At 44.9% G+C, this 14,665-nt stretch carries 18 protein-coding genes and 1 tRNA gene; 5 read left to right on the plus strand and 14 right to left on the minus strand.

Annotated elements, in window-relative coordinates:
- Positions 1 to 46: 46 nt before the first annotated feature.
- The 3 genes from JNG37_RS01205 to JNG37_RS01215 are packed head-to-tail and all read right to left on the minus strand — an operon-like array spanning position 47 to position 2,056.
- Complete coding sequence (locus JNG37_RS01205; protein WP_187321584.1) at positions 47 to 202, minus strand: hypothetical protein; 156 nt, start codon at positions 200 to 202, stop codon at positions 47 to 49.
- Positions 199 to 1,131, minus strand: a complete 933-nt coding sequence (locus tag JNG37_RS01210; RefSeq protein WP_158454413.1) for an FAD:protein FMN transferase — start codon at positions 1,129 to 1,131, stop codon at positions 199 to 201. The genes JNG37_RS01205 and JNG37_RS01210 overlap by 4 nt, the downstream gene beginning before the upstream one ends.
- On the minus strand, positions 1,118 to 2,056 hold the full coding sequence (locus tag JNG37_RS01215; protein ID WP_158454412.1) for a DHH family phosphoesterase: 939 nt from the start codon (positions 2,054 to 2,056) through the stop codon (positions 1,118 to 1,120). Before JNG37_RS01215 ends, JNG37_RS01210 begins: the two co-directional genes overlap by 14 nt.
- A 115-nt stretch (positions 2,057 to 2,171) precedes the next feature.
- Between JNG37_RS01215 and JNG37_RS01220 the strand changes: the two genes are divergently transcribed.
- From JNG37_RS01220 to JNG37_RS01230, 3 genes are read left to right on the plus strand one after another with little or no spacing between them, the layout of a single operon-like run.
- Positions 2,172 to 2,624, plus strand: a complete 453-nt coding sequence (locus tag JNG37_RS01220; RefSeq protein ID WP_158454411.1) for a flavodoxin — start codon at positions 2,172 to 2,174, stop codon at positions 2,622 to 2,624.
- A gap of 53 nt (positions 2,625 to 2,677) precedes the next feature.
- A complete protein-coding gene (locus tag JNG37_RS01225; protein ID WP_158454408.1) occupies positions 2,678 to 2,956 on the plus strand; it encodes a chorismate mutase in 279 nt (92 codons plus the stop codon).
- Positions 2,946 to 4,121, plus strand: a complete 1,176-nt coding sequence (locus tag JNG37_RS01230) for a chloride channel protein (RefSeq protein ID WP_158454406.1) — start codon at positions 2,946 to 2,948, stop codon at positions 4,119 to 4,121. Before JNG37_RS01225 ends, JNG37_RS01230 begins: the two co-directional genes overlap by 11 nt.
- Before the next feature lie 72 nt (positions 4,122 to 4,193).
- Here the strand turns inward: JNG37_RS01230 and JNG37_RS01235 are convergent.
- The 7 genes from JNG37_RS01235 to JNG37_RS01265 all read right to left on the minus strand — a co-directional run bounded on the left by JNG37_RS01235 (position 4,194) and on the right by JNG37_RS01265 (position 8,959).
- Positions 4,194 to 4,265 (minus strand) — tRNA-Arg (locus JNG37_RS01235).
- A 51-nt stretch (positions 4,266 to 4,316) separates the two neighbouring features.
- Positions 4,317 to 4,994 carry a beta/alpha barrel domain-containing protein gene (locus JNG37_RS01240; RefSeq protein WP_158454404.1) on the minus strand — a complete coding sequence of 226 codons (678 nt, stop codon included), beginning with the start codon at positions 4,992 to 4,994 and terminating at the stop codon, positions 4,317 to 4,319.
- A gap of 187 nt (positions 4,995 to 5,181) precedes the next feature.
- On the minus strand, positions 5,182 to 5,529 hold the full coding sequence (rplS, locus tag JNG37_RS01245; RefSeq protein ID WP_024380029.1) for a 50S ribosomal protein L19: 348 nt from the start codon (positions 5,527 to 5,529) through the stop codon (positions 5,182 to 5,184).
- Between the two features lie 266 nt (positions 5,530 to 5,795).
- A complete protein-coding gene (gene whiA, locus JNG37_RS01250) occupies positions 5,796 to 6,707 on the minus strand; it encodes a DNA-binding protein WhiA (RefSeq protein ID WP_158454402.1) in 912 nt (303 codons plus the stop codon).
- Entirely contained in the window at positions 6,704 to 7,678 is a 975-nt protein-coding gene (locus JNG37_RS01255; RefSeq protein WP_158454400.1) for a YvcK family protein, read from the minus strand. Before JNG37_RS01255 ends, whiA begins: the two co-directional genes overlap by 4 nt.
- A complete protein-coding gene (rapZ, locus tag JNG37_RS01260; RefSeq protein ID WP_158454398.1) occupies positions 7,675 to 8,562 on the minus strand; it encodes an RNase adapter RapZ in 888 nt (295 codons plus the stop codon). The genes JNG37_RS01255 and rapZ overlap by 4 nt, the downstream gene beginning before the upstream one ends.
- Before the next feature lie 19 nt (positions 8,563 to 8,581).
- Positions 8,582 to 8,959, minus strand: a complete 378-nt coding sequence (locus tag JNG37_RS01265; RefSeq protein ID WP_015646991.1) for a RidA family protein — start codon at positions 8,957 to 8,959, stop codon at positions 8,582 to 8,584.
- Between the two features lie 219 nt (positions 8,960 to 9,178).
- Here JNG37_RS01265 and JNG37_RS01270 point away from each other — a divergent pair, with 219 nt between their 5' ends.
- Positions 9,179 to 9,622 (plus strand): PH domain-containing protein, encoded by a 444-nt coding sequence (locus JNG37_RS01270; RefSeq protein ID WP_398582968.1) that lies wholly within the window; start codon positions 9,179 to 9,181, stop codon positions 9,620 to 9,622.
- A gap of 9 nt (positions 9,623 to 9,631) precedes the next feature.
- On the opposite strand, the gene JNG37_RS01275 is transcribed toward JNG37_RS01270, so the two are convergent.
- The 4 genes from JNG37_RS01275 to JNG37_RS01290 all read right to left on the minus strand — a co-directional run bounded on the left by JNG37_RS01275 (position 9,632) and on the right by JNG37_RS01290 (position 14,090).
- Complete coding sequence (locus JNG37_RS01275; protein WP_158454396.1) at positions 9,632 to 10,951, minus strand: MATE family efflux transporter; 1,320 nt, start codon at positions 10,949 to 10,951, stop codon at positions 9,632 to 9,634.
- A 102-nt stretch (positions 10,952 to 11,053) separates the two neighbouring features.
- Positions 11,054 to 12,400, minus strand: coding sequence for an asparagine--tRNA ligase (asnS, locus tag JNG37_RS01280; protein ID WP_014638198.1), 1,347 nt, complete (start codon positions 12,398 to 12,400; stop codon positions 11,054 to 11,056).
- 14 nt (positions 12,401 to 12,414) lie between these two features.
- On the minus strand, positions 12,415 to 13,596 hold the full coding sequence (locus JNG37_RS01285; protein ID WP_158454394.1) for a pyridoxal phosphate-dependent aminotransferase: 1,182 nt from the start codon (positions 13,594 to 13,596) through the stop codon (positions 12,415 to 12,417).
- Positions 13,593 to 14,090: a DUF5590 domain-containing protein gene (locus JNG37_RS01290; protein WP_158454392.1), complete on the minus strand. Its 498-nt coding sequence runs from the start codon at positions 14,088 to 14,090 to the stop codon at positions 13,593 to 13,595. Before JNG37_RS01290 ends, JNG37_RS01285 begins: the two co-directional genes overlap by 4 nt.
- A gap of 125 nt (positions 14,091 to 14,215) precedes the next feature.
- Here JNG37_RS01290 and JNG37_RS01295 point away from each other — a divergent pair, with 125 nt between their 5' ends.
- Positions 14,216 to 14,662 carry a MarR family winged helix-turn-helix transcriptional regulator gene (locus JNG37_RS01295; protein WP_158454390.1) on the plus strand — a complete coding sequence of 149 codons (447 nt, stop codon included), beginning with the start codon at positions 14,216 to 14,218 and terminating at the stop codon, positions 14,660 to 14,662.
- The last annotated feature ends 3 nt before the right edge of the window (positions 14,663 to 14,665 follow it).

The following is a 14,665-nucleotide window of genomic DNA, read 5'->3' on the forward strand; positions in this document are numbered from 1 at the left end:
TAGTTTACCAAATCTAGCCAACCCTGTCAAGGATTTTCTTTGATTTTTATTGCACAGACGGGCCTGAATTGGCATCTGTCCAGACCCGCGCTCCAAAGCCTCCCTCGGAAGCTCCAGAATCCGTATCCGTCATGGCCTGCTCTGCTTTTTCCAAGGGAAGAGGCCAAAACTCTAATCCCTCTTCTTGTACTGCATCTTTCATCTTTCAATCCTATCTCGCAAGCCTGGTGTCACCACCATTTGATCGTCCTGGGTCATGATAATAGCCTCCAGCCCCTCTTGCTGACAAACCTGATCGTAGATCTCCCAAATGGACGCACCGAAAAGGCGGGTTGTCCAAATCTCTCCGTCTACCGACTGCTTGGACACAATGGTCAAGCTAGCAATAGCAGCTTGCAAGGGATAGCCTGTCTGGCTATCAAAGATATGGTGGTAGGTCTTGCCTTCAAACTCAAATGTCCTTTCATAAATACCAGAGGTGACCACCGATTCTTCCCCTATTTTGAGGACGAGGGCATTGTTGCCACGTGGGAGCTTGGGATGCTGAATCCCAATCCGCCACAAGCCGTCTGCCTGATGAGGCGGTTGACCGAAGGTCAGAACATTTCCACCTAAGTTAATCAGTCCAGCCTGGGCACCCATTCCCTTCAGAAAGGCGACAATCTTATCCGCAATGTAGCCCTTTGCCAAGGCACCCAAGTCAATCGCCATGCCTTCTTTTTTGAGAAAGACCTGTTGGTATTCTGGTTCTAGCTCGATATCAGCTGGGTTGATGATTGCCAGTCGCTCATCGATACTAGCCCGATCTGGCAACTTGGCGTCCTTAAACCCAATCCGCCAGAGCTGCGTCAAAGGTCCAATCGTGATATTGAGAAAGCTATTGTCTGCCAGACTATGCTTCTTCCCCAGTTCAATCAGCTCATAGAGGTCTGGGGCAACTGGTACCGCCTGTACACCAGCATTTAAATTGACTTCCATTAACTCGGAGGTCAAATCGTTGGCTGAAAAGCGGTCCTTGTAGAGATAGAGAAGTTGCTCGACCTGGTCCAAGATAGGCTCTGGATTCTCATGCCAAATGGTCGTATCAATCACGGTCCCCATGAGGCGAATTTGTCTGCTACTTGCTTGCATCTTTGACTACCTGCTGAATTTCTTTGTAAATGGCTTCGTTTTCTTCTAGAGAATAAGAATTCGCCCCACTAGCTAGCGGATGACCACCTCCGCCATGTCTTTTGGCAATCTCGTTAATTATAGCAGATTTGCTCCGCAGGCGAACACGGTATGATCCGTCAACTTGCTCAACAAAAATCCCCCATGACTGCACCGCTCCAATCCGACCTGGTGCCGATACAATCGCTGCTGTTTCCGCATCTGTCACATCATAAGTCTTGAGAGTTTCTTGGGTCAAGACAACTCGGGCTGCTCCATTTTCATCGACTTCTAAGTTATCATAGACATAGCCCATGAGCTTAGCAACTTTGTAGTCCATCGCATCCATTTGACGAGACAGACCTGAAAAATCAAAGTCAAACCGGCGTAAATAGGCAGCCATCTCAAATGTACGAGCAGACGTCGATGGATAGAGGAAGCGTCCAGTATCTCCGACAATGCCTGCATAGAGCAAACGGGCTACTTCTGCATCTACGTCCAATCCCAACTCTCTTGCAAAAAGGGCAATCATCTCACTGGTCGAACTACTGCTCGTGTCCACCCAGAGCAAATCTCCGTAAGCATCATCATTTGGATGGTGATCAATCTTGATGAGAAAGTCCCCATTAGCATACCGAGCATCATCAATCCGTTCGGTATTGGCTGTATCGGTCACAATGACCAGACTCGCTGGATAGTCGCTATCGGCTACGGTATCCATCTGCCCCAACCAAGCTAAAGTTGGCTCCTCAAAACCAGTTGCCAAAATGGTCTTTTCAGGGAAATTCAGCTGCAAGAGTTTTTTCAAACCTAGCTGACTACCTATGGCATCCGGATCCGGACGCTGGTGACGATGAAGGACAATGGTATCAAATTCTTCGATTTTTTGAACTATTTTTTTTAACATTTTTAACTCCTAGCCAGTATTTTATCACAATTGAAGCTCAATTGGTATTCCTTTACCTTTCACAATTCTTAGAAATATGCTATACTAATCCTATCATCTATTTTTGGAGGAAACTATGGCACTAGCAAAAATAGTTTACGCTAGTATGACGGGCAATACGGAAGAAATTGCCGATATTGTTGCGAATAAGTTAGAAGAACTGGGACTGGATGTGCAGGTTCACGAATGCACCACCATCGAAACAGAGGAAATTCTTGATGCAGACCTAATTGTGGTTGCTACCTACACTTACTCTTACGGTGGGGACGGTGAACTTCCAGATGAAATCGTTGATTTCTATGCAGATCTTGCAGACCTTGATTTAACTGGAAAAATCTACGGCGTCTGCGGTTCTGGCGATACCTTCTACGATGACTTTTGTAGTGCAGTGGATGACTTTGACACCATGTTGGCTTCCCGCGGTGCATCCAAGGGCGCAGAGAGTGTAAAAGTTGACTTGGCTGCCGAAGATGAAGATATTGAAAACCTTGAAGCCTTTGCGACTGATTTAGTAGCAAAATTAGCATAAAACAGCAAGCCTAGCTTGTTGTTTTTTCTTAAAAAATGGAAACGGAGTCCCCTATGAACCTAGATCACATCCGCCAAGAAATCAATCAACTTGACAGCCAGCTGGTCCGCCTTTTGGAACAACGCATGCATTTGGTTGATCAAGTTACAGCCTTCAAACGCCAATCAGGTATGGCCGTTTTAGATAGTAATCGCGAAGAAGAGGTTCTCAACCGAGTGACCAATCTAGTTGAAAATCCAACCTATCAGGCCAGCATCCGAGCAACATTTGCAGACATCATGAGCCATTCCCGTGCCTATCAGACCGAGCAATTGCAAGCCCATGAAAAATAAGATCCTCAACCTAATAGTCTATGTTAGTATTTCCCTTCTCTTAGGACTCCTGGCTGGAGCAATGGCAAGCTTTTTCGGTCATATCCTTCTTTGGATCGGAACTCTGCGAAATAATCATCTATCTGTTCTCCTACCAAGTCTGGTTTTGGCTGGACTGCTTATTGTCCATGTTTATCAAAGATGGGGAAGAAATGCCAAGGCTGGCATGTCCTTAGTCTTTGAAGTAGCGCAGGGACACGATAAAAAAATTCCGCTGGTACTACTTCCTCTCATCATGATGACTACTTGGCTTGGCCATCTTTTCGGCGCATCCGTTGGCCGTGAAGGGGTTGCCGTTCAAATGGGGGCTGCTATTGCACAAGCCATGGAAAAATGGACTGGCTCTGCTATTCATCGTCCCATCCTCATCAAGATGGGGATGGCTGCTGGCTTTGCTGGTCTCTTTCAGACGCCCTTAGCTGCCAGCATTTTTGCAGTTGAGGTGCTAGCTGTCGGGAAGTTTGCTTGGAAAGGTCTTCCTGCAATTCTATTAGCTGCTTTTACAGCTGCTTGGACTTCAAACAAGCTCGGTCTTGAAAAGTTTCAACATAGTCTCTATTTTCCAGAAGAACTCCCCTTTCATCAATTTCTTCTGCTTGGTCTAGCATTTGGCCTCATCGGAAATCTCTTTGCTCTTAGTCTGGACATATCCAAAAAACAGGCTAATAAGTGGCTACCCAACCCCTATCTCCGCATGCTAATCATGGGAGTCGTGATTTCTGCTCTGCTATTCTTCCATCAAGGGCGCTACACTGGACTTGGAACAAATCTGATTGAAGCGAGTTTATCTGGTGAAACGGTCTATTCATATGATTGGATCATCAAGCTCCTGTTCACAGTTCTCTGTCTGACTGCTGGTTTCCAGGGAGGAGAGGTAACGCCTCTATTTTCTATCGGAGCAAGCAGTGGCGCCTTCCTAGCAAGCCTTCTTGGATTTCCAATCTCTCTGGCAGCCGGACTGGGCTATACCGCAGTATTTGCAGCTGCTACTAATACTCTCATTGCCCCTATCTTGATTGCTTATGAAGTATTTGGACCTTATCATGTCATTGAAAGCGGAATTGTCATAGGCATAGCCTACATTCTCAACAGAAAAAGTAGCATCTACAGCCAACAAATTCCTTAGGCGAATTTGGGGCAAATTTTGGACAAGAAACAAAAAAAGCCTGTTATCTCAGGCTTTTTAAGGTGGTTTCTATCTCCCCTGCAGGAATCGAACCTGCAACTAATTCTTAGGAGGAATTTGTTATATCCATTTAACTAAGGGAAGGTAACTTCTATTTTACCTTAGTTAATGAAAGTTTTCAAGAGAGGTTTTATCCTATTCTTTTGTAGTTTTTCTGTATTTTTCCATTTTTTCCTTGAATAATTCACCGTTACTAGGAGCGGTATAGGTCACCGCATTGGCTCCTGCTTCAATCACTTGGCGGATAGTTTCTTCTGTTGGCCCACCTGTGGCAATAATTGGAAAATTCGGAAATTCCTTGCGCAGCTTGGCAACGACACGCGCCGTGTCTAAGCCACATGAAACGTTGAGAATATCAACTCCTGCTTGGATTCGAGAAGCAATATCCGAACATTCCGACACAACGGTATAAATGATCGGAATATCCACTGCCTTGTTGACTTCCTCAATGGTCTGAACATTGGTTGGGCCATTGACAACAACTGCATAGGCTCCTTCTGACTCCGAAAACAGACTCATGTTTGCCGAGCGCGTGCCTTTGGTTAGTCCACCACCGACTCCAGCCAGAACAGGCACAGAAGCAACCCGCATGATACTTTTTAAAATTGCTGGGTTTGGGGTAAAGGGATAAACGGCCAAAATAGCATCGGCATTGTTATTGGCAATGATAGCGACATCCGTCGTAAACAAAATTGAGCGAATTCTACGGCCATAGATGCGAATGCCACTACACTGGCGCATGATTTCTGGCATTTGAACAATGTCCTGTCTCAAGTCGGAAAAAATAGACGGTACGTTTTTAAACACCTTCATGAAATTCACCTCTCACATTTATTATCTCTAGTTTACTACTTTTTTTGTCGATATCAATATATTTTCTGCATTTTCTACTTCATTTGACTCAAAAACTGGATCAAAAGTCGATTCGAATAGATGAAAAAGAAAAAGAGACAGCAGAACTGTCTCTTTTTCATGGTCCGACTTGGATAGAAAAACTATCTTAACGACGGATTTCTTTGATACGCGCAGCTTTACCTTGCAATGCACGTAGGTAGTACAATTTAGCACGACGTACTTTACCGTAACGTACGACTTCAATCTTGTCAACACGTGGAGTGTGGATTGGGAATGTACGCTCAACACCTACACCGCCAGAAATTTTGCGGACAGTGTACATTTCTGAGATACCTTGACCTTTACGAGAGATAACAACACCTTCGAAGATCTGGATACGCTCACGAGTTCCTTCCACAACCTTAGCGTGAACACGAACAGTGTCACCAGGACGGAAAGAAGGGATGTCAGTACGAAGTTGACCTTCAGTCAAACTTTGAATTAATGGATTCATTTTTTTCTACTCCTATCTTGTTAATCTTGAGAGCTCTGTCCCAGCGGATTAACCGTTTTATCGTGTGTCCATTACACACAAACTATATTATACAGGATATTTCTTTGCTTGTAAAGAAATTTCTCTGTCATAAGATAACTTTTTCTGACTGTAGATTTAGGATGTTTTAAGTTTTGCATCGTATAATCATTTCAAGCTGGAAATAGCCCACCTTCTTTTTCATATAATCTCTTAGAAAACCGACCCAACTGGGTCGGTTTTCGTGTTTATAAGTCTTCGGCAAATTTATTAATTTTTCGCAAGCGATGGTTGACACCACTTTTGGTCAGCGGCTTAGATAGACTATCAGCCAACTGCTGGATAGAAAAATCAGGATGGTGGATTCTCAGCTGCGCAACCTCTTGTAGGTCCGCAGGCAGTTGGTCCAAGCCAACCGTATCCATTATCTTGATGATGTTATTGATGGTTTTCATCGAAGCAGTCACAGTTCGAGCAATGTTTGCCGCTTCTGCATTGGTCGCACGGTTCAAATCATTTCGAGTTTCACGAAGGATTTTGACATTTTCAAATTCTGTCTTGGCTTCTTCTGCCCCAATCACCAGCAAGAAATCCATGATATCTTCCGCCCGTTGCAAATAGGTAATGGTCCCCTTGCTTCGCTCAATGACCTTGGCATCCAAGAGAAATTTCTGCAATAACTTAGCCAAATCATGGGCATGGTCCGAATATACAGAAGCTATTTCCAGCTGATAGCGACCTTTTTCTGGGTCTTTGACCGATCCACTGGCTAAAAATGCCCCCCTTAGATAGGCTTGACTCCATGCATCTTTTTCCAAGATTGTCGGAGCAATCCCTGTTTCAATCCCAAAAAAGCTGTCCGCCAGATAGAGATCGTTGAGAATCTCATTGACAGAATGATCCAAATAAACCGTGTACACCCGATTCTTCTTAAGGTTTGTCTTTTGGTGGTGACGAATGTCCGCTTTTATGGCATAGAAGGCAAAGAGCATTTCATAAATATGCCGGGCTACTTTGGCATTCTCCGTTGAGATGGACAAGGACAGCCCCTTACCAGTCAAGCCGAGACTTCCAGACAATTTGATGATGGCAGCTAATTCACTCTTTTCAAAGTCCGATTTCCCTAGAATTTCTTCTTTTACATGTACCGTGAAACTCATGGCCGCACCTGTACAATCTTGAGTAATTCTGCAACCACAAGATCGCCATCATGAAAAGCTCCGCCATTTTCCAAACGAAGGAAATTAGAAGAGATGACACGCGGTGCTTGCTCCTGCAAGCCTGCAAAATCGTGCTTGACCTGGACCAGGTACTCATCAAACTGATGGGTATTCATATACTCCTGTGGAACTGGCTCAATATTGACCAGGACCGTGTCGATAAATTTTTCAGCCAAGTGGGCATTGAGAACCGCCACATGGTCTGCGTCTGAGAAAAATTCCGTCTCTCCTCTTTGGGTCATGATGTTGCATACATAGGTCACCTCCGCCTTGGTCTCTTTCAATGCCTTGCCGATGTCTGAAATCATCAGATTAGGCAAGATAGAGGTAAAGAGAGAGCCTGGCCCCAACACGACCATGTCACTATCCATGATAGCCTCAACTACCTGACGGCTGGCTGTTGGCTCATCATCGTTATAGGAATTTGTCACATAGACATGTCCAATCATGCCCTCATGAGCTGCGATTTTGCTTTCTCCCACAACCTCTGTCCCATCTGTAAATACAGCATGGAGGGTGAGCGCATTTTCACTCGAAGGATAAATGCGGCCCGTGGTATGGAAAAAGCGGGTCAAGAGCCGCATGGCATTGTAGGTTGAACCCTGCATCTCCGAAATTCCTGCAATAATCAGGTTGCCCAAGGGATGTCCTGCCAAGGCGCCATCCGTTTCCGCAAAGCGGTACTGAAAAATCTGCTCATACAACTTGGGCATGTCCGACATGGCTAAAAGAACGTTTCGTAAATCTCCTGGGGGTGTGACCTGCAAGGCCTGACGAATCTCACCAGAGGAGCCACCATCATCTGCCACTGTCACAATGGCCGTAATCTCCACATCCTTGTCCCGCAAACTCTTTAGAATCACCGGAATTCCTGTTCCGCCACCAATCACAGTTATTTTAGGTTTTCTCATGAGCGGTTAACCGTTTCCTTCCGTCTATCCTTATCACGATGACTGCGGTTGACCAGCCAGTTCTTCTCTAAATCATCAGCCAAGCGTTTGGCAAAAGCTACGCTTCTATGTTGACCGCCCGTGCATCCAATTGCAATAGTCAAAACAGATTTCCCTTCTTTCTGGTAACCAGGCAGAATTGGCTCAATCAATCCTAGAAGATGGCCGTAGAATTCCTTTGATTCCTGATGGTCCATGACATAGTCAAAGACAGGAGCATCCAGACCAGTCAGATTACGCAACTCCAACTTGTAGTAGGGATTTGGCAAGAAGCGCACATCAAAGACCAGATCTGCATCCAAGGGCAAACCATACTTGAAACCAAAGGACATGACCTCCACACGGAAGGAGGGCTGATTATCATGGCTAGCAAACTGCTCTGAAATAGCCATCCGAAGATTACGCGGTGTCAATTCTGTCGTATCGATGACATTCTGGCTCATGTTTTTCAATGGCGCCAAGAGTTCACGTTCTAGCTGAATCCCGTCCAAGACCCGACCATCTGCCGCAAGCGGATGGGACCGACGGGTTTCCTTGTACCGAGCTACCAATTCACTGTCCGTCGCATCCAAAAATAAGACCTTAAAATCCAGATCTTCTGCCGACTCAATCTCATCCAAAACTTCTCGAATTTCTGCAAAGAAAGAACGACTCCGCATATCTACCACCAAGGCAATCTTATTGTTGTCTTGGCTGTGGCGAATCAATTCTAAAAATTTTGGCAGAAGGGTCGGTGGCATATTGTCAATGGTAAAATAGCCCAAGTCCTCAAAAGACTGAATGGCAACGGTCTTACCTGCTCCCGACATCCCTGTCACAATCACTAAATGGAGTTTGTCTGACATGACATCCCCTCCTTCTCTCCTAATCAATTACTGCAATCACTTCAATTTCAACCTTGACATCACGAGGCAAACGCGCCACTTCCACCGCTGAGCGAGCTGGAAAATCTGCTGAAAAGGCTGTTTTATAGACTTCGTTGAAAGCCACAAAGTCATTCATATCCTTGAGGAAGCAGGTCGTTTTGACCACATGGTCAAAGTCTGTCCCTGCCGCTTCTAAAATCGCTGCGATATTTTTCAAAACCTGCTCAGTCTGTTCTTGAATGGTTTCCCCAACCACTTCACCCGTCTCAGGTGACAAAGGAACCTGACCAGAGGCAAAGAGGAAATTTCCTACAACTTTACCTTGTACGTATGGGCCGATGGCTGCTGGTGCTTTATCTGTATGAATCGTTTTCATCTGTCAATCTCCTTTGTTTTTCTACATCTATTATAGCACAGTTTTAGACAAACTCATCCTGCTCGCTCTCAAGAAAAACTATTTCCAGACTCTTTTCCCAAGCAAAAAGCTGACGTTTTTTTGGTAGCCCGTTAGAACATGTTTTTTTATTTACCATTGCATCTTGGCAAAAAAACTACTATACTATTCTATATAAAAATAGAGTAAAGGAGAATGTCTATGGCATTGAATTTAGGAAAAATCGCTCAGGGTCTTGCTGGAAACTTTAGCCAACAAAGCAACGAATCCCTATATGCAGAATACTCTCAGTATCTACTTGATGAGGAAGTCATTCAAAACGGCTACGTCTTGATTCGGGACGCAGTTATCTTTACCAATATTCGTATTATATTCGTGGACAAACAAGGAGCCACAGGGAAGAAAACTGCCATAAAATCCATCTTCCTCTCAACCCTGGTCCATGTTGAGATGGAAACAGCTGGTTTCGGCCTAGATGATAGTGAAATCACTATTACCTACTTGCGCAATATCTACCTCAAATCAAAACAGGAAGAGTTGGTTAGTCTAAAATTGGAATTCCCGAAACAAACCGACATCGTTCCACTTTACAAATACCTCCTCGAATTGGCTTATCAAAACCGCCTATCCATCAATAACTCCTAAAAAAACTGGCTACTCAGCCAGTTTTCTTGTTTTTACATAAAATCTCCAAGTCAGAAAAATCGCTCGCAAGAGCAGGTCAATCAAAATAGACAGCCAGACGCCGGCAATTCCTAAACCGAACATCTGACCTAAGACGATAACACCTACGACGCGCAGCCCCCACATCCCTATCATTGTGGAATAGAGTGGCGACTTGGTATCCCCCAAGCCCTGCAGAGCGCCAGCCATGATCAAAGAAACCGCCAGCCCCGACTGGTTGAAAGCATCGATCCGCAGGGCTATGACGACTTGACGGACGGCTTCTAGGTCTTTGGTAAATAGCAGAGCGAAGCTGGGAGCTCCGAAAAATAAGATGGTACCGAGCAGGGACATGATGGCTACTCCATAGGTAGAGCTGTGAAATGCGACCCGTCTAACTGTGAGGATGTCCCCCTTTCCCAAGGCTTGACCAATCAAAACCGCTGCCGCTGTCGCAAGACCATAGGCTGGCATATAGGTAAAACTCTCGATATTACCTGCAATCATGTGAGAAGCATAGACAGTCGTTCCCAGCCCCACAATCAAACTGAAATAGACCACCTGTCCCAATCGCATAACCAAGCGTTCCAAGGCTGCAGGCATGGTCAAATCCACCATTTCCTTAGGACTTCCGAAATGGAACAATTGTTTGAGATCAACTGCCAAGTCAGTCTGCTGTACCTTACGATACAGCAAGACAGTACCAAGCAAGCGAGCTAAGACGGTTCCCAAGGCCGTCCCTACAATCCCCAAACCTGACCAAGAGCCAATACCAAAAATCAAGAAATAGTCCAAGACCACATTAAAACCATTGGTCAGTAAACTCATTTTCATAGGGGAAACCGTATCCCCAGATGCCCGCAGGATTGTTCCCAAAATGGTCATCAGGGCCTGAAAAATCGTCAGGCCACCAACCCAGTAGAAAAATGCCTGGGCACCAGCCAAACTCTCCGCATCTGCTCCCATTAAGACCAGCATCTGCCGCCCGAAAACAAGAGATAGTAAACCCAATAGCAGACCTACACCTACTGAAAGCACTAAGGCTTGACGGACATGAAAGGTAACAGATTCCCTATCTCCTGCGCCAATAGACCGAGCAATCAAAGCTGTTGCCCCAACTCCCAAAGCCATATAGACCGCCAAATAGACATTCAAAATCGTATTGGCTAGACCCACTGCCGTTACTGCTACCAGCCCCAGCTGTGCAATCAAGAGGGTATCCACAAAACCAACTAAGGTCTGAAAGATACTTTCCACCGTCGCAGGCAAGGCCAATCGAATAATCTCTTTTCTCAAACTGTTCTCTTTCATAACTACTCCGCCTTTTTATTTAGAATAATTATAAATAAAATCCAGTGAAAAAGCAAGAAAACAGACCACATTTGTAGTCTGTTTGTATATCTATTGATTTGCTTACGGATGCAAGCGATGCAACATACGTGGGAACGGAATGGCTTCACGGATATGTTTTGTACCAGCGACGAAGGTTACCATACGCTCGATACCGATACCGAAGCCACCGTGTGGCACAGAGCCGTATTTACGAAGATCCAGGTAAAATTCATATTCTGACTTGTCCATGCCAAGCTCGTCCATCTTGGCTACCAAGGCATCGTAATTGTCCTCACGCATAGAACCACCGATGATTTCACCGTAGCCTTCTGGCGCCAAAAGGTCCGCACAGAGCACACGCTCTGGATTGCCAGGAACTGGTTTCATGTAGAAGGCCTTGAAGCTTGCTGGATAGTTAACAACGAAAGTCGGTACACCAAAGTAGTTTGAAATCCACGTTTCATGAGGTGAACCAAAGTCATCACCATGCTCGATGTGTTCGTAGTCTGTATCTTCATCAGCTTCATGTTCTTGCAGAAGGGTAATAGCATCATCATAAGCCACACGTTTAAATGGTTCTGCAATGTAGCGTTTGAGAGCATCCACATCACGCTCAAGAGTTTCCAAGGCTTGTGGAGCACGGTCGATAACACCTTGGATCAAAGCTTTGACATAAGCTTCTTGCAAGTCAAGTGACTCTTCATGACTGAGGAATGAATACTCGGCATCCATCATCCAGAACTCCGTCAAGTGACGGCGAGTTTTTGATTTTTCCGCACGGAAAACAGGACCGAAGTCGAAAACACGACCAAGGGCCATAGCACCAGCTTCAAGATAAAGCTGACCTGATTGACTGAGATAAGCTGGTTGACCAAAGTAGTCTGTTTCGAACAATTCTGTCGAATCTTCTGCCGCATTTCCAGACAAGATTGGGCTATCAAACTTGATAAAGCCATTCTTTTCAAAGAATTCATAAGTCGCATAGATGATGGCGTTACGGATTTGCTGGATAGCGACCTGCTTACGCGAACGCAACCAGAGGTGACGGTTGTCCATAAGGAAGTCCGTACCGTGTTCCTTTGGTGTAATTGGATAATCTTGTGACTCACCAATCACTTCAAGGTCTGTCACATCCAACTCATAGCCAAATTTAGAACGCTCATCTTCCTTGACAATCCCTGTCACATAGACAGACGTTTCTTGGCTGAGACGTTTTGCTACATCGAACTTCTCCGCACCAGCTTCTTCACCAAATTTTTCAATAAAGTTTGGCTTGAAAGCAACAGCTTGGAAGAAGGCTGTTCCGTCACGCAATTGCAGGAAGGCTAACTTGCCCTTGCCTGATTTGTTGGCAACCCAGGCACCAATGGTCACTTCTTGACCGACATAATCTTTTACTTGGTTAATGGTAATCAATTTTCTAGACATTATTTTTCCTCTTTTTATTTTTTCATAAATGTGTGTAATCGAGCCACTGCTTCTTTGAGCGTGTCCATATCTGTCGCATAGCTGAGGCGGATATTCTCAGGAGCTCCAAAACCAGCACCTGTCACCATTGCGACTCCCACTTCTTCCAAAATGGCTGTGGTAAATTCAGTCACATCTGTGTAGCCCTTCATTTCCATAGCCTTTTTGACATTTGGGAAGAGATAGAAGGCACCTTCTGGCTTAATCACTTCAAAACCTGGTACTTCTGCCAGCAAGGGATAAATGGTATTGAGCCGCTCTTCAAAGGCCTGACGCATGGTTTCTACCGTATCTTGTGGACCTGTAAAGGCCTCAATGGCTGCATACTGAGCAGCAGTTGTTAAGTTCGATGTCGTCTGTCCGACAATCTTGCTCATAGCCGCAATGATTTCAGGATTACCAACGGCAAATCCAACCCGCCAACCTGTCATGGCATAGGCCTTGGCCACCCCATTGACAACAATGGTCTGCTGACGAATGCTTTCTGAAATGCTTGAAATCGGTGTGAAGGTATTTCCATTATAGACCAAACGACCGTAAATATCGTCTGCCAAGATGAGAATATCGTGCTCCACAGCCCAGTTTCCAATAGCTTCCAGCTCCTCACGACTGTAAATCATACCCGTTGGATTGGACGGACTATTGAGCAAGAGAACCTTGGTCTTGTCTGTTCGAGCCGCTTCCAGCTGGTCAACCGTTACCTTGAAATTGTGCTCTTCTGTCGCAGTGACAAAAACAGGCACGCCTTCGTTCATCTTGATTTGATCTGCATAAGAAACCCAGTAAGGTGTCGGAATAATCACCTCATCACCAGGATTGATAACCGCCGTAAAGAAGGCATAAAGGACAAACTTAGCACCCGTGGCAAGTACAACCTGATTGCGTTCGATAGAGTAGCCGTAGAAGTTCTCAAAGTAGGTATTGACCGCGTCCTTCAACTCTGGAAGACCAGAAGCTACCGTATAAAAACTCGCCTTACCATTTTCGATGGACTTGATGGCCGCTTCTTGGATATTTTTCGGTGTGACAAAGTCTGGCTCACCCAGGGTTAATTCCAGAATATCACGTCCCTCTGCCTTCAAGGCTTTTGCACGCGCACCTGCTGCCAGGGTGACACTTTCTTCCATTTCTAAGACACGTTTTGATAGCTTGCTCATAAGCCCTCCTTCTTAATAAAATCACCGGATTCAAACGAGATGAGATAGTAGGTCTGCTCAGACTTTACTTCCCAAACGAGCTGTTCTTGGTAAACACCTAAAACAGCACGATCAATTTGTGTAGCACCATTTTCCTTTGCACGGCTCTCTGCCTCATCCTGCCCAATTCCAGCAGATAGATCTGACAGATAAATCGTATCATCCTGATCCGACACTAGGGCGACTAAATCATTCCCCACCTCATCCTTGCCATAAAAACTATAAAAGCTTTCTTGTCCATTATAGAGTTCAATATCCTCCACAGCCTGAATCGGTGTGTTGGTCAATACAACTCGCTCGAGTTCTCGTTCCGTGTCTTTTCTAGGCTGAATAGATAAATCGAGTAGGAAAAAAAAGGAAAAAACGAGTACAAAAAGGCAAATAAACAAGCCGACCAGCCACTGGCCCAAGGTCGATTGCAAAAAACGTGCTACAGATTCTAGTGATTTTTTCATATCGTTCTTATTATACACCATATTCCTTCAGAATGCTATCCTTTAGGGAAAAGAGGTCCGCATGTTTTCCCTGTTTATCCAGAGAAAATCTTGCATAAAGCATGCATTATTGATAAAATAGGGCTATGAACAGGATTGAACAAGCATTACAAGAAAATCAAGAAGCCCTACATAGTTTGGTTGTTTTTCGCAGAGCAGCCAATGCTATCGTTAAACAGGAAGTCGAAACAATTAAGAAACACAATTTGACTGTTTGTCAATTTGGCGTTTTAGAAGCCTTGTATAATAAAGGCGACCTTCGAATCCAAGATCTGATTGATAAACTCCTCAGCACTTCTGGAAATATGACCGTCGTCATCCGAAACATGATTCGCGATGGCTATGTTGTAAAGGTTCCAGATACCAAGGACAGACGCTCCTTCCTAGTCGGTTTAACCCCACTCGGTCGCGAACGCATAGAAGCGATTTTGCCTGAACATTATGAAAATATCGGTAAAATCTTCTCAGTCATTAGCCCTGAGGAACAAGTCATCTTGGCTGATATCTTAAAAAATTTTAAAAATTTGAAATAATCT

The organism is Streptococcus suis (assembly GCF_016775005.1).
Taxonomy (GTDB): Bacteria; Bacillota; Bacilli; order Lactobacillales; family Streptococcaceae; genus Streptococcus; species Streptococcus suivaginalis.

Bases quoted from the DNA above. Each gene is read 5' to 3' on its own strand.
- JNG37_RS01205 (WP_187321584.1), bottom strand. From the start codon at position 202: ATGAAAGATGCAGTACAAGAAGAGGGATTAGAGTTTTGGCCTCTTCCC.
- JNG37_RS01210 (WP_158454413.1), bottom strand. From the start codon at position 1,131: ATGCAAGCAAGTAGCAGACAAATTCGCCTCATGGGGACCGTGATTGAT.
- JNG37_RS01215 (WP_158454412.1), bottom strand. From the start codon at position 2,056: ATGTTAAAAAAAATAGTTCAAAAAATCGAAGAATTTGATACCATTGTC.
- JNG37_RS01220 (WP_158454411.1), top strand. From the start codon at position 2,172: ATGGCACTAGCAAAAATAGTTTACGCTAGTATGACGGGCAATACGGAA.
- JNG37_RS01225 (WP_158454408.1), top strand. From the start codon at position 2,678: ATGAACCTAGATCACATCCGCCAAGAAATCAATCAACTTGACAGCCAG.
- JNG37_RS01230 (WP_158454406.1), top strand. From the start codon at position 2,946: ATGAAAAATAAGATCCTCAACCTAATAGTCTATGTTAGTATTTCCCTT.
- JNG37_RS01240 (WP_158454404.1), bottom strand. From the start codon at position 4,994: ATGAAGGTGTTTAAAAACGTACCGTCTATTTTTTCCGACTTGAGACAG.
- rplS (WP_024380029.1), bottom strand. From the start codon at position 5,529: ATGAATCCATTAATTCAAAGTTTGACTGAAGGTCAACTTCGTACTGAC.
- whiA (WP_158454402.1), bottom strand. From the start codon at position 6,707: ATGAGTTTCACGGTACATGTAAAAGAAGAAATTCTAGGGAAATCGGAC.
- JNG37_RS01255 (WP_158454400.1), bottom strand. From the start codon at position 7,678: ATGAGAAAACCTAAAATAACTGTGATTGGTGGCGGAACAGGAATTCCG.
- rapZ (WP_158454398.1), bottom strand. From the start codon at position 8,562: ATGTCAGACAAACTCCATTTAGTGATTGTGACAGGGATGTCGGGAGCA.
- JNG37_RS01265 (WP_015646991.1), bottom strand. From the start codon at position 8,959: ATGAAAACGATTCATACAGATAAAGCACCAGCAGCCATCGGCCCATAC.
- JNG37_RS01270 (WP_398582968.1), top strand. From the start codon at position 9,179: ATGGCATTGAATTTAGGAAAAATCGCTCAGGGTCTTGCTGGAAACTTT.
- JNG37_RS01275 (WP_158454396.1), bottom strand. From the start codon at position 10,951: ATGAAAGAGAACAGTTTGAGAAAAGAGATTATTCGATTGGCCTTGCCT.
- asnS (WP_014638198.1), bottom strand. From the start codon at position 12,400: ATGTCTAGAAAATTGATTACCATTAACCAAGTAAAAGATTATGTCGGT.
- JNG37_RS01285 (WP_158454394.1), bottom strand. From the start codon at position 13,596: ATGAGCAAGCTATCAAAACGTGTCTTAGAAATGGAAGAAAGTGTCACC.
- JNG37_RS01290 (WP_158454392.1), bottom strand. From the start codon at position 14,090: ATGAAAAAATCACTAGAATCTGTAGCACGTTTTTTGCAATCGACCTTG.
- JNG37_RS01295 (WP_158454390.1), top strand. From the start codon at position 14,216: ATGAACAGGATTGAACAAGCATTACAAGAAAATCAAGAAGCCCTACAT.